Source organism: Aliirhizobium wenxiniae, assembly GCF_014201355.1.
GTDB classification, from domain to species: domain Bacteria; phylum Pseudomonadota; class Alphaproteobacteria; order Rhizobiales; family Rhizobiaceae; genus Neorhizobium; species Neorhizobium wenxiniae.
Genome location: NZ_JACHEG010000001.1, coordinates 1,008,573 through 1,020,898, shown reverse-complemented (window position 1 = coordinate 1,020,898; position 12,326 = coordinate 1,008,573). Strand labels below are relative to the sequence as shown.

Annotated in this window: 11 protein-coding genes and 1 tRNA gene; 3 read left to right on the top strand and 9 right to left on the bottom strand. The window is 59.0% G+C overall.

Features of this window, described 5'->3' with window-relative positions; translation table 11 throughout:
- Positions 1–134: 134 nt before the first annotated feature.
- The 3 genes from HNQ72_RS04960 to HNQ72_RS04950 all read right to left on the bottom strand — a co-directional run bounded on the left by HNQ72_RS04960 (position 135) and on the right by HNQ72_RS04950 (position 2,366).
- The gene (locus HNQ72_RS04960) at positions 135–581 is read right to left on the bottom strand and encodes a DUF6641 family protein (RefSeq protein WP_183990068.1); all 447 of its coding nucleotides are present in this window, start codon (positions 579–581) and stop codon (positions 135–137) included.
- 158 nt (positions 582–739) lie between these two features.
- Complete coding sequence (locus tag HNQ72_RS31060) at positions 740–2,086, bottom strand: tyrosine-type recombinase/integrase (RefSeq protein ID WP_183990066.1); 1,347 nt, start codon at positions 2,084–2,086, stop codon at positions 740–742.
- Between the two features lie 203 nt (positions 2,087–2,289).
- Positions 2,290–2,366, bottom strand: a tRNA-Arg gene (locus HNQ72_RS04950).
- A 273-nt stretch (positions 2,367–2,639) separates the two neighbouring features.
- Between HNQ72_RS04950 and HNQ72_RS04945 the strand changes: the two genes are divergently transcribed.
- Complete coding sequence (locus tag HNQ72_RS04945) at positions 2,640–2,852, top strand: DUF3329 domain-containing protein (RefSeq protein ID WP_183990064.1); 213 nt, start codon at positions 2,640–2,642, stop codon at positions 2,850–2,852.
- 16 nt (positions 2,853–2,868) lie between these two features.
- Here HNQ72_RS04945 and HNQ72_RS04940 read toward each other — a convergent pair whose 3' ends face one another.
- The 4 genes from HNQ72_RS04940 to HNQ72_RS04925 all read right to left on the bottom strand — a co-directional run bounded on the left by HNQ72_RS04940 (position 2,869) and on the right by HNQ72_RS04925 (position 6,658).
- Positions 2,869–3,363 (bottom strand): hypothetical protein, encoded by a 495-nt coding sequence (locus tag HNQ72_RS04940; protein ID WP_183990062.1) that lies wholly within the window; start codon positions 3,361–3,363, stop codon positions 2,869–2,871.
- Between the two features lie 67 nt (positions 3,364–3,430).
- Positions 3,431–4,258 (bottom strand): transglutaminase family protein, encoded by an 828-nt coding sequence (locus HNQ72_RS04935; RefSeq protein ID WP_183990060.1) that lies wholly within the window; start codon positions 4,256–4,258, stop codon positions 3,431–3,433.
- A 33-nt stretch (positions 4,259–4,291) separates the two neighbouring features.
- Positions 4,292–5,236, bottom strand: coding sequence for an alpha-E domain-containing protein (locus tag HNQ72_RS04930; RefSeq protein WP_183990058.1), 945 nt, complete (start codon positions 5,234–5,236; stop codon positions 4,292–4,294).
- Between the two features lie 12 nt (positions 5,237–5,248).
- On the bottom strand, positions 5,249–6,658 hold the full coding sequence (locus HNQ72_RS04925; RefSeq protein WP_183990056.1) for a circularly permuted type 2 ATP-grasp protein: 1,410 nt from the start codon (positions 6,656–6,658) through the stop codon (positions 5,249–5,251).
- Positions 6,659–6,963: 305 nt separating this feature from the next.
- Here HNQ72_RS04925 and HNQ72_RS04920 point away from each other — a divergent pair, with 305 nt between their 5' ends.
- Positions 6,964–7,854 (top strand): DMT family transporter, encoded by an 891-nt coding sequence (locus tag HNQ72_RS04920; RefSeq protein WP_183991322.1) that lies wholly within the window; start codon positions 6,964–6,966, stop codon positions 7,852–7,854.
- A 13-nt stretch (positions 7,855–7,867) separates the two neighbouring features.
- Positions 7,868–8,488: a nucleotidyltransferase domain-containing protein gene (locus tag HNQ72_RS04915; protein ID WP_210334161.1), complete on the top strand. Its 621-nt coding sequence runs from the start codon at positions 7,868–7,870 to the stop codon at positions 8,486–8,488.
- 78 nt (positions 8,489–8,566) lie between these two features.
- Here HNQ72_RS04915 and HNQ72_RS04910 read toward each other — a convergent pair whose 3' ends face one another.
- Together HNQ72_RS04910 and HNQ72_RS04905 are read right to left on the bottom strand one after the other, a co-directional pair.
- Positions 8,567–10,372: a DEAD/DEAH box helicase gene (locus HNQ72_RS04910; RefSeq protein ID WP_183990054.1), complete on the bottom strand. Its 1,806-nt coding sequence runs from the start codon at positions 10,370–10,372 to the stop codon at positions 8,567–8,569.
- Between the two features lie 333 nt (positions 10,373–10,705).
- Entirely contained in the window at positions 10,706–12,040 is a 1,335-nt protein-coding gene (locus tag HNQ72_RS04905; RefSeq protein ID WP_183990052.1) for a solute carrier family 23 protein, read from the bottom strand.
- Positions 12,041–12,326 lie beyond the last annotated feature (286 nt).

Below are 12,326 nucleotides of genomic sequence, written 5' to 3'. Positions count from 1 at the left end.
CACGTCATGCAGCACGATAACCCAATAGCGCGCATACGGGGCTCAGTGATGCGTTCCAACCGAAACGCAGGACGGGCATATAATCCATCGGATTATATGCCCGTTAAAAAGCCCTCGCGGATTAAAAGCTGGTTTTAACCCGCCTTGCGCAACTGCTTGCTGCGCTCGGCTGCCGCTTTCGCCAGCTGTGCATCCAGTTCTCCCGCGCGAACGGCCTCGGTAAGCGTATCGATGATGCTAGGAAGCCCGGCAATCTCACCAACCTCGATAGCGTTCTTGTCCTTGGCGAACTCGATCGCCTTACCGGCATAGCGGATTACGAAAAAGATCTTGCCGCTGCCGTCGGCAAACCAGCTTTGACGAACGCGCTTCTGCTTTTCCACCTCGACACGCTGCCCCTCCGCATTCTTCTGGCGAACAATATGGGCTGCCGTAAACGGTTGACCCGCGATCTTCGCTTCGGCCATCCGCTTCTGTTCGAGCAAGGCAGCTACTGCCTTTTCCCTGGTATGCACCATGGGATCACCTGACATCGAAGATGCCGATACTGCTGCAAGTTTCAGATTTTTGAGGTAAGACATGCCAAAATCCTTTCCCGAATTTCTTCCATGTCTCTGAAAGTATATCCTTTTTCAGAAAGAGCGACTAAAGAGTTGGTTTCGGTCGCCCTTAAGGAAAAGCTATGTCTGCGTCCGAGAGTTAGCCGCGCTTCCATATGCCCGGTCTGGTCCACAGTACCTTACCACTCTGAAGACTGCGGCCGTAGGCGATCCTTGATGTCCTCTGTCGCAACATGCGCGTAGTGTTTTTCAATCATTTCCAATGAAGTGCGTGTGTTTAGAGATACATCATAAATTGACGCTCCACTGATCAGCATTCGTGAGATGTAGTAATGGCGCAACGAGTACGCTGTCCGGCGTTTTCCGCGATAATCAAGCTCAAGACCACTTGCCTTCAACAGCTCATTGAAGCCGGTCTTGAATGACTTGATTGCGTTACCTTGGGCATCCGCGAAAACTGGATCAGCGTCTTCCGGTTCCCGACCGACTTCTGCTTCGAACATCTCCCACAGCATCGAAAGTGCAGGAACGACGGCTAGAAGAGGGATGGATGTTCCTGATTTGCCTTTGCCTCGAACCTGCAGTCTGACGTCTTTATCTTTTATGGGCTTATCTCGGGAGCTTTTGAAACCGACAATATTACTCCAAAGCAGGTTCTTGGCTTCCGTGGGCCTCATTCCCGAATGCGCCATGATTTCGATATAGCAATATAACCGAATTCGGTCGGCCATGATGCGTTTGGGCGGTTGCTTTTGCGTTTGGAACCACTCACGTCCATCTTTTGCTTTGATGTGCTTGGTTTTAGGCTGCCACTCTGAAATACGTGCAATGGCTGTGTCGAACAGCTTGGTGTATTCCTCTTTCGTAAAACCCGGACGGCGATTGTCCTCGCGTTTCTTAAAGAAGGGCGCTGGGATTACGATCGGCTGGCAATATCCCCAGCGTACTGCTTGCTGGAATAGGTTCCGGATAATGACCATTTCACCTTTAACCGTTGAAGGCGCGGCAATTTTCTTAGGTGCTGGTCGATTGAAAACCCTTCCATCTTCCCGCTCGCAGCGGATTTTTTTGATGTCTGAGCCTGGCCCGGAGGTCCAGTAGGTCTTTCGCCACTCCAAATACCGCTCTATGTCGGGCGGCGTAATTTTATCTATCGGCCTTTCGCCAAAATAACCGATGAGGAAGCGCCGAATTTTAGGTGGCCAGTAGTACGCATGGTCTTCGCTGCGTTCTTTGCGGGCAGATTCCGCTTCGACTTTTGCGATAAACTCTTCCGCTACATCGCGAAACGCATGCTCTTTTATGCTTAATCCATGCTTCAGCCGATATTTTTGCTCATGCCAAATCTCATTGGCCTGCCGATAAGCATCATTGTAATCCGACGTGCCGAGAGATTTGCGGATCTGTCGGCCATTCATCGTATAGCGCATGCTCCAATTTGAGCGGTCGCGTTGGAAAAGAACAAAGGGCGCTTTCGCTGCCTCGGAATATTCAGGTTTGTTAAATTTATCGACGCGCTGTAGCACGGAACATGGTCTCCAATGGTGTCACTACGGTAGGCGGGGCGCGCTAAAACTGTGCTAACACGCAATCCTGCCGCGAGTTCGCAGCACTGAAAACATAGAGTTTTTTCGGATACAGTAAGCGTTGTGCTAACGCTGTGCTAGCGTAATTCCGATCCTTTAGAGATCAAGAATAAAAATAAAATTCAATGATTTCAGTGTGTTTTTGGCGCACCCGGCAGGATTCGAACCTGCGACCTTTGGAATCGGAATCCAACACTCTATCCAGCTGAGCTACGGGTGCTAACCGTTCCGACGATGACTCGCCGGTGTCCGATGGTTGGTTCTTAGCCTAGCTCGGCTAAGGCTTCAATGCCCATAGCGCTTCGGATGACGGAAAAATCGATTGTGATGCTGAACTTTATGTTTGGGGGTGAATATCGGCGATGAGAGGAAAGCACGGTGGCGCAGTCGGTTTGGTAAAGCTAAGTTCATCTGCACGCGATCTTGCATTTTTTCCCGCCAAGCCGGATATCGAGCTGCGGCCGCGCAAGTTCGGCCGGAGGAGAAAAGACAGATGATCGACCCTAACCATCCTTTCTACGATGCGCTCTGGCGCCGGATCTTGATCCCGGCGGTTTGCTTCGTCTGGGTCGGCATCGAGCTTTATGCGGGCGAGGCGGTCTGGGCGGGGATTGTCGCTGTCGTCGGTCTGTTTGCCACCTACAAGCTCTTTTTCGATCGGAAGCCGTCCGAGGGAGCGAAACCCAAGGAGCGGCAGGAGGACTGAGGGGCAAGGGCCTCCGTCAGCGCCAGTAGAGGGAGGAGATTGCCCGGTCGATCAAGAGGTTGGCCGTCTTCATCCTTACCGTCGCATTGTCGCGAAATTCCGGCTCTATCCGGTCCGGGTGGTTCAGCTTGGCGAACTGGCGGCGTTTCTCGTTGAGCGACGCTTCACTGTCCTTAGGTGAAATCGCCAGATCCTCGGCAATTTCCTCTTCCGTCAGCCGCATGAGATGTGCCGGCATCACGGGCTTTTCCGGCGGTTTTTCCACTTTCACTGCTTCGGGCGAAGTGTCTGTCTGCGCATCCGGCTCGCTTGCGGACCATTCGTACAGATAGTCCAAATAGCTGCCAGCGTCGGCCTCTGATGCTGCAGGGCGGCCATCAGGCGTGAGAAAACCTGCACCAAGGCCACGGATACGGAAATCCGGTCCTTCGGGCGACGCCTCCTCGTCATCCTTCTCTTCTTCTTTCAGCCGGGTCAGCACCGACTGGAATATAGACTGCCCTAACAGCATGCGTCCCTCGGTCCAGAAATATCATTCTGGCAGCCGGACATGGCGCCGGGCTTGCGCTGCAATAGGTTCAGGACTGGCTCTGGCCTTGTGACTGCTCCTGTGTCGGCTTCACTGTAAGATGTACCTTCAGGTTTTCGCCGGCAGGGCCGATGCGCATGCCGGAAACAGGGGCGCAGTCGCGGTAGCAAAGGCCGGAGGCGATACGGACGTAGCGATCATCCGGGCAGAGATTGTTGGCGGCATCAAAACCGACCCATCCGAGGCCCGGAATATGCGCTTCCGCCCAGGCGTGGGTGGCGACTTGTTCCGGCGTGTCTTCCATCAAAAGGTAACCGGAGACATAACGGGCCGGAACACCGGAAAGCCTGGCCGCAGCGATGAAAATATGGGCGTGGTCCTGGCAAACGCCGGTCTTTGCCGCCAGCGCCTCTTCCGCGGTGGTCTCGGTCGTCGTGGTTCCGGGCGTGTAAGCCACCGTCTCGTGGATCGCATCCATCAGAGCGTGCATCTGGGCGAGCTCGCTGTCACCTTTCACGCTTTTCGCCAGTTCCCTGACCAGCTTGCCGGGCTTGGTGCGGCCAGTGTCGCGCAGGTAAAGCCAGAGCGGGGTGCAGCCGAGATGGGCGCCGAAGACGCCAGCCTTGTCGAGGGTTTCGACCTCGCCTGTGGCGGTGATGCGGATCGTGTGTTCGGCACCCTCGACCGACACGAGTTCGACGTGATTGCCGTATTGGTCGAAATAACCCGTCTCGATCTTGGCGCCGTCAACCTTCACGCTCCAGTTCAGAACCTTTTGCGTCGGTCCGCTGATTGGGGTCAGCCGCAGGCGCTGCAGCAGATAGGGTACGGGTTCGTCATAGAGATATTCTGTCGTATGCGAAATCTTCAGCCGCATGGGGGCGTCCTTCGGGTCGAGCGGTTGGGCTGATTACTGATAAAAGCGGTAGCCGTCGGAAATCTCGGCACTGAGCTGATTGTTGCGGTAGACGAAGTCTTCAAGGAATTCGTGCAGACCCTGATCCATGATCTCGGTGACCGAGCCACGCTTGAGCATGGTCCGGATCGCATCGGCCGTGTCATGCGCTGTCAGCCGCTCCCCGCCGTAATCTTCCGACAGATAACGCAGGTTGCTGACGATCTTCTCGTAACAATAGGCGAGCGAGCGCGGCATCTGCACCTGCAGGATCAGCATGTCGGCAATGTTTGCGGCCTGGTATTCGCCGTCATAGACCCAGCCATAGGAGCGATGGGCCGAGACCGAGCGCAGGATCGATTCCCACTGGAAGTTATCGAGCGCCGAACCGACCTGGCTGACCGAGGGCAGGAGCACGTAATATTTGACGTCGAGAATACGGGCGGTGTTGTCTGCGCGTTCGATGAAAGTGCCGATGCGGGCGAAATTGTATATCTCGTTCCGGAGCATCGAGCCGTGGAAGGCACCGCGGATGAGACCGCAGCGGTGCTTTATGACGCCGATCAGCTCGGGCAGGTCGGCGGCCTTCAGCTTGCGCGACATGCGGGCCTTCAAGTCGATCCAGGCCTCGTTGGTGGCTTCCCAGGTCTCGCGGGTAAGTGCCGTGCGCACCATGCGGGCATTATTGCGGCCCGCCTCGATGCAGGACATGACGCTCGACAGGTTGGTACGGTCGCGCAGCAGATAATCGACCGCGTCGGCGGCGGTCATCTTGTCATGCACCTCGGAATAGGCTTCGCGCACGCCCGCACTTTCGAGCACGCCGTGCCAGTCCTCGTCGGAGGAGCCGGCACTGGTCAGCGAGACGCGCAGGCCGGCATCGACGAGACGGGCGATGTTTTCGGCGCGCTCGATGTAACGGAACATCCAGTAGAGGCCGTTTGCAGTTCTTCCCAGCATTCTTCTACGCCCTCAATCTTCCAGAACCCAGGTGTCCTTGGTGCCGCCGCCCTGGCTGGAATTGACCACCAGCGAGCCCTGTTTCAGCGCCACGCGGGTGAGCCCTCCGGGGATGATCTTCACCTTGTCGGAGACGAGCACATAAGGCCGCAGGTCGACGTGACGTGGAGCGACGCCCTTGTTGACGAAGATCGGTACGGTGGAGAGAGCCAGCGTCGGCTGGGCGATGTAATTACCCGGCTTGGCCCGCAGCTTGTCGGCAAAGTCGGCGCGCTCCTTCTTCGTCGCCGTCGGGCCGACCAGCATGCCGTAACCGCCGGAGCCATGGACTTCCTTGATGACGAGGTCGGCGATGTTATCGAGCACATATTGCAGGCTGTCCGGTTCGGAACAGCGCCAGGTCGGCACATTTTCCAGCAGCGCCTTGCGCCCGGTATAAAATTCGACGATTTCCGGCATGTAGGAATAGATCGCCTTGTCGTCGGAAATGCCGGTGCCGGGGGCGTTGGCAATGGTGATGTTGCCGGCGCGATAGACATCCATGATGCCCGGTACGCCGAGCGCCGAGTCCGACCGGAAAGTCAGCGGGTCGAGAAAGTCGTCGTCGACACGGCGATAGAGAACGTCGATTGCCTCGTAGCCGCGGGTGGTGCGCATCTGCACCTTGCCGTCGAGTACGCGCAGGTCCGAGCCTTCCACCAGTTCCACGCCCATCTGGTCGGCAAGGAAGGAGTGTTCGTAATAGGCGGAATTGTAGATGCCGGGGGTGAGTACCGCCACGCGCGGCTTGCCCTTGCAGCCCGGAGGGGCAACGGCGGCAAGCGACTGGCGCAGAAGGCGCGGATAGTCTTCCACCCGCTGCACCTTGTTGAGGGTGAAGAGTTCGGGGAACATCTGCATCATCGTCTCGCGGTTCTCCAGCATGTAGGAGACACCGGAGGGCGTGCGGGCATTGTCTTCCAGAACGTAGAACTGATCCTCGCCGGTGCGCACGATATCGGTGCCGACGATATGGGTGTAGACGCCGCCGGGCGGCTTGAAGCCGATCATCTCGGGCAGGAAGGCAACGTTTCTTTCGATCAGTTCGCGTGGGATGCGGCCGGCCTTGATGATTTCCTGCTTGTGGTAGATGTCATCGAGAAAGGCGTTGAGCGCCAAGACCCGCTGCTCGATGCCCTGCGCGAGCTTGCGCCATTCGCGGGCAGAGATGATGCGGGGGATGATGTCGAAGGGGATGAGCTTTTCGGAACTGTCCGCGTGGCCGTAGACCGCGAATGTAATGCCGGTCTTGCGAAAGATGTTTTCCGCGTCCTGGGTCTTGCGGATCAGGTGGGCGGTGTCCTGTGCCGCATACCACTCGTGGTAGTCTTTATATGGTGGGCGCGGAAGGTTCTCCGCAGTTAACATTTCATCAAATGCCAAAGAAGCGTTCCCCTTTTTTTGGCCATAAGAATACAACGCAGAAGGCAATGCAAGAACCATGCGCAGTTGCCGAAGATAAAATCAAAACTCCACTTGGTGCCGAAGAAATAGGGTATTTCAGGCCGCCGCCCAGAGCTGCAAGCTATTGCTCAGGATTTGCTAACATTCGTCAAATCAATGTGTTGCCCGTTAAAGCGCCAAGTGCTCACAGGATGATCAACGTCATTGACGCTTGCCGTCAGATTTTCTGCTTTGACCGGGAAATATTGTCCGCCTATGGGAACTGACCTCATTGACGGAAGCCAATCATGCTTGACCGCCTCGCGCCGGCGATATTTGCCTTTCTATGGTCCACCGGCTGGATCGTTGCGAAATATGCGGCCATGCATGCCGACCCGATCACCTTTCTCGCGGTGCGCCATGCTCTTGCGGCGTGTGCCTTTGGCGGTATCTGTCTGCTGATCGGGGCAAAATGGCCGACGAGCGCTACGGCGTTCGGCAGGGCCATTCTTTCGGGCGTGTTTCTACACGGGCTTTATCTTGCCGGTGTCTGGTATGCGATCGGGCAGGGGGTGCCATCGGGTCTTTCCGGCATCATCGCCGGGCTGCAGCCGCTGCTGACGGCACTGGCGGCGACCTTCCTGCTTGGCGAGCGGCTTTCGGTTCGCCAGCGCATCGGTCTTGGGCTCGGCTTTGCCGGCATTCTGATTGCAATTTCACCGCAGCTTCTGGCCAGCCTTGCCGCCGGGCTGACGGGGCTCGGCATTCCGCTGATCATCAATCTCGTCGCCATGACATCGGTGACCTACGGGACCATCTATCAGAAGCAGCATCTGCAGCAGGCAGACCTGATGGCGACGGCGACCCTGCAGTTCGTCGGCGCGTTGATCGTCACCCTGCCGATCGCTCTCATGACCGAGGAGATGCGTTTCGACGGGACCTGGCAGGCGATCGCGTCGATGGCATGGTCGGTGATCGGCATTTCGATGGGGGCGGTGTTCCTGCTCTTGCGGCTCATTCGCCACGGACAGGTTTCGCGCGCCGCATCGCTGATCTATCTGATGCCGCCCATGGTGGCGATCGAGGCGGCGATCCTGTTCGGCGAACCGCTGACCCTGCCGGTGGTGGTTGGCACGGTGATCGTGGTGGCTGGCGTTTATCTAGTGAACAGGAAAACGCCCAAGGCAAGTTCGTAAAGAGGCGTTGTCGGTGAGGAACGAAAGTAATGAATTGGCGCCGCCCGATGAGGCCGCATGGTTGGCCTGGAGCCCGTGCGAACTGGCTGCTCGCTTGGAAAGTCTGTCGCTGCCGTGGTGTGTCGTGGGTGGATGGGCGCTCGATCTGTGGCATGGGCGTCAGCTACGGGATCACGAGGATATCGAGTTTACGATCCTGAGGGATGATCTTCCTGCATTTCGCGCCTCGCTTTCGGGGACCCGCTTCTATTCCGTTCGGGACGGCCGGATCGACTACCTTGCGCCGGACGAGGAACCGGATCCGGATGTTTTCCAGATCTGGTGCGAGGAGATGGCAAGTCGAACGTGGCGGGCCGATATGATGATCGAGCCGGGTACGCCGGATCAATGGGTCTATAAAAGGGAGCCTTCCATCAGCGCTTCGCGCAAGGAGATGGTCTCCCGCACGGCCAATGGCATTCCTTATCTAAAGCCGACAGCAGTCCTGTTATTCAAGGCGAAGTATCTGCGCCCCAAGGACGAGGCGGATTTCGGGCATGCCTTGCCGAAATTGCCGCAAGAGGATCGGGCCTGGCTGAGGTCACGGCTTGAAGTCCTGTACCCGGGCCATGTTTGGATTTCCAGCCTTTCCTGAACTTCGCCATACACTTCGCCGAAAAGCAAAACGGCCGGGTGTGAGCCCGGCCGTTCGCATTTCATGTGGTCTCAGCGCTTACGCCGGACGGCGCTTGCGGCCCTGGAAGCCGCCGCCGCGCTGTTCGTCGCCGCGAGCGGGGCCCGGATTGCCGAAACGGACGGGGCCGCGGCCTTCGCCCTGGGCGGTCTTCTGCGGGGCGTGGCGGTTCTGGCCGCCGGTCTTTGCCGGAGCCTGCGAACCGTCGGTCGCACCAGCCTGATGCTGCTGGCGCTGCTTGCCGGCTTCGTGGGCGCCGTGAGCGGCGCGATCGCGATTGCCGCCATTGTTCGGCTTTGCCGGACGCTGGCCCTGATTGCCACGGTTCTGGCCGCCGTTACGCGACCCTTCCTGGCTGCGGTTGGGGCGGAAGTCCGACGTTGCAGCCAGATCGTTATCGCCTTCGGAACGCGGAGCTTCCTCGTTGCGGCGCTGGCCGCGGAACTCTTCGTTGCGACGGTTGTCACGCTGCGGGCGATTGTTTGATCCGCCACGACGCTCCTGACGTTCACCGCGTTCTTCAGAAGCACCTTCGGCACCTTCAGCAGTGAAGAACGGCTTACGGGCCGGGCGTTCGCGACGCGGACCACGGCCTTCGCCGTTACCGCCGCCATTGCCACGGCCGCCGGCATTGCCGCCGCCGTTGCTTCCCCTGGCCTTGTTGCCGCCGCGATTGTTGTTGCCGTTGCCGCGAACCGGACGGTTCAGCGCTTCAGGACGTTCGCCGGATGCGGACTTGATCTCGATGCCCATCAGCTTTTCGATGTCGCGGAGCAGCAGCGTCTCATCCGGGGCGCAGAAGGCAATCGCGATGCCGTCACGGCCTGCACGGGCGGTACGGCCGATACGGTGAACGTAGGCGTCCGGTACTTCCGGAAGGTCGTAGTTATAGACGTGGCTGACGGCCGGGATGTCGATGCCGCGGGCGGCGACGTCGGTGGCGATCAGCGTCTTGATCTCGCCGTCACGGAAACCCTTGAGCGCCCGCTCGCGCTGGCCCTGGCTCTTGTTGCCGTGGATCGAGGCGACCGAGAAGCCGATATTGTCGAGATGCTTCATCAGCTTCTCGGCGGTGTGCTTGGTGCGCATGAAGACGATCGAGCGGCCATCCGGGTTTTCGAGCAGCGACTTGCGCAGGATTTCCGTCTTGTCGCCCTTGCCGGCGACGAAGTGGACATACTGCTCGACCTTGTCGGCAGCCTTGCCCGGAGGCGTGACTTCGACCTTGGTGGGATCGGTCAGGAAGTCGGCAGCCAGATCGGCGATCGCCTTCGGCATGGTGGCCGAGAAGAGCATGGTCTGGCGCTTCTTCGGCACCATCTTGGCGATCTTGCGCAGGTCATGCACGAAGCCGAGGTCGAGCATCTGGTCGGCTTCGTCGAGAACGAGGAAACGAACCGTGGTCAGGCCGATGGCGCGACGGGCAACGAGGTCAAGCAGGCGGCCGGGCGTGGCGACGAGAATGTCGGTGCCCTTTTCCAGCTGCAGCTGCTGCTTGTTGATCGAGACGCCGCCAACGACAAGATTGATCTTGAGCGGCCGGCCCTTGACGAAGGTCTTCAGGTTGGCGGCGATCTGGTTCACCAGTTCGCGCGTCGGCGCAAGGATCAGCGAACGGGTGGTGCGGTTGTCAGGACGGGTGCCGTCGGCGAGCAGACGCTCGATCAGCGGCAGGCCGAAAGCGGCGGTCTTGCCGGTGCCGGTCTGGGCGAGGCCGATCAGGTCGCGGCCTTCGAGGACTAGGGGAATTGCCTGCGCCTGGATCGGCGTCGGGGTTTCAATGCCAAGCGAAGTCAGCGTGGCGACGATCTCCTTGGAAACACCAAGAGATGCAAAATTCGTCAAAGCGAATACCTTTCGGGGCGCCAAAAACATATGTGCCCGCACGGCACCATGCCGTGTAAGCTGTTTCTGGCGTCAAGAACCCCGCGTGATTTGGGAACTTGTGTGTTGGAAATTGCTTCCCAGCGCTTAAACCCTGAATGCCAGGGCGATCTATCAGTGCGCCTTGTTCCTTCTTCGCGATCGAAATTTGTCGCAGGGCCAACTCACGCGGCGGCCGGAAGGTGAAAGCATGAGCCGCATGTGGTGGATTTTACGCGAAAAGTCAAGGAAGTTTCGCGGATGCGAAGCGCAGGCCAGCCATGCGGCCTGCGCTTCGGTCGTCTCAATGGCAGGTCAGGCCTGCTGATCCGGCTTGTTTGCAGCCTTGGTCAGGCCAAGAGCGTGATAAAGCACGATCGCGCCGATCGTAGCGGTGCCGATGCCGTCGAGAGTGAAGCCAGCGACGTCCAGCTTGAAATTGCCGGCGCCCAGCACCAGCGCGACACCAACGGTGATCAGGTTGCGCGGTTCGGCGAAATCGACCTTGTTTTCCACCCAGATACGGCCGGCAGTGGCTGCGATCAGGCCGAAGACGACGATCGACAGGCCGCCGAGAACCGGGCCGGGGATGGTTTGGATCAGCGCGCCGAATTTCGGCGAGAAGCCGAGCAGGACGGCAACGAAGGCCGCGACGAGGAAGACCAGCGTCGAGAAGATGCGGGTGACGGCCATGACGCCCATGTTTTCGGCGTAAGTGGTCATGCCGGTGCCGCCGAAGAAACCGGAGAACATCGTCGAGATACCGTCACCGATGAAGGCGCGGCCGAGATAGGGGTCGAGATTACGGCCGGTCATGGCGCCGATCGCCTTGATATGCCCGAGGTTTTCGGCAACCAGAATGACGACGACCGGGGCGATCAGAGTGATTGCGGATGCGGAGAAAACTGGAGCGGTGAAGGTCGGCAGGCCGAACCATGCGGCAGCGGAAACGCCGGAGAAATCAATCGGCGTGCCATAACCCATGCCGTTCGCCAGCACGAGATAAAGGATATAGGCGAAAGCGCCGCCAAGAAGGATAGGCAGGCGGCGAGTCATGCCGGGGGCATAGACTGCGACGAGGCCGACGGCTGCGACGGTGGCGATTGCCACCCAGCGCGACAGCTGGCTGCCGTCAGGCGTCGCCGCGCCGGTGCCGGAGGCGCTGGCGATTGCGATCGGTGCCAGCACGAGGCCGATGGCGGCGACGATCGCGCCGGTCAGGACCGGCGGCATCAGCCGTTCGATCCAGCGATGGCCGGCCATCATGACGATGACGCCGATCAGCGCATAAAGCGCACCGGCGGCGATGATGCCGCCCAGCGCCAGCGCGATATTCGGGTTAGGCGCGCCGGCTGCAGCGGCAGTCGCCACCAGAACCGGGCCGATGAAGGCGAAGGAGGATCCGAGATAGCTCGGGACGCGACCACCGACAGCGATGAAAAAGATCAGCGTCGAGATGCCGGAAAACAGGATCGATACGTTGGGGTCGAACCCCATGATCATCGGGGCAAGAACGGTCGAGCCGAACATCGCCACCACATGCTGGAAGCCCAGCACTACCGTCGGGCCTGCCGGCAGACGTTCGTCGGGCAGGATGCGCCCTTCCGTCTTCAGCCGCCAACGCGGAAAATACCCACCCGTCTCGCTCATGTCTCGCCCTGTCCTTGTTGTTCCCCGCCAAGCGACCCGACACGTTTCCGGTGTCGTGCTTTTTCGATTTATAGTCTCATAAGGCGGGAATGATTTTTGCCTGTCGCGCGGGCACGGGATCGCCGCTGATGCTTCGATAGATCGTGCCGGCTCGCAAAAAGCCTCGATAGTCCTATCGGTGGCGGCTGTCATCGGCGCGTAAGAGGTTTCCCACAGCGCTGATGCCTGCGACGGCGGAAATCCTGTCGCAGTTCAGAAGGGGATGGCCGCAAGATGGCGAACAGAT

What these genes read in the sequence shown, in the direction of transcription:
- HNQ72_RS04905 (WP_183990052.1), bottom strand. Translation starts at nt 12,040, where the DNA reads ATGAGCGAGACGGGTGGGTATTTTCCGCGTTGGCGGCTGAAGACGGAA.
- HNQ72_RS04930 (WP_183990058.1), bottom strand. Translation starts at nt 5,236, where the DNA reads ATGCTGGGAAGAACTGCAAACGGCCTCTACTGGATGTTCCGTTACATC.
- HNQ72_RS04960 (WP_183990068.1), bottom strand. Translation starts at nt 581, where the DNA reads ATGTCTTACCTCAAAAATCTGAAACTTGCAGCAGTATCGGCATCTTCG.
- HNQ72_RS04945 (WP_183990064.1), top strand. Translation starts at nt 2,640, where the DNA reads ATGATCGACCCTAACCATCCTTTCTACGATGCGCTCTGGCGCCGGATC.
- HNQ72_RS04940 (WP_183990062.1), bottom strand. Translation starts at nt 3,363, where the DNA reads ATGCTGTTAGGGCAGTCTATATTCCAGTCGGTGCTGACCCGGCTGAAA.
- HNQ72_RS04935 (WP_183990060.1), bottom strand. Translation starts at nt 4,258, where the DNA reads ATGCGGCTGAAGATTTCGCATACGACAGAATATCTCTATGACGAACCC.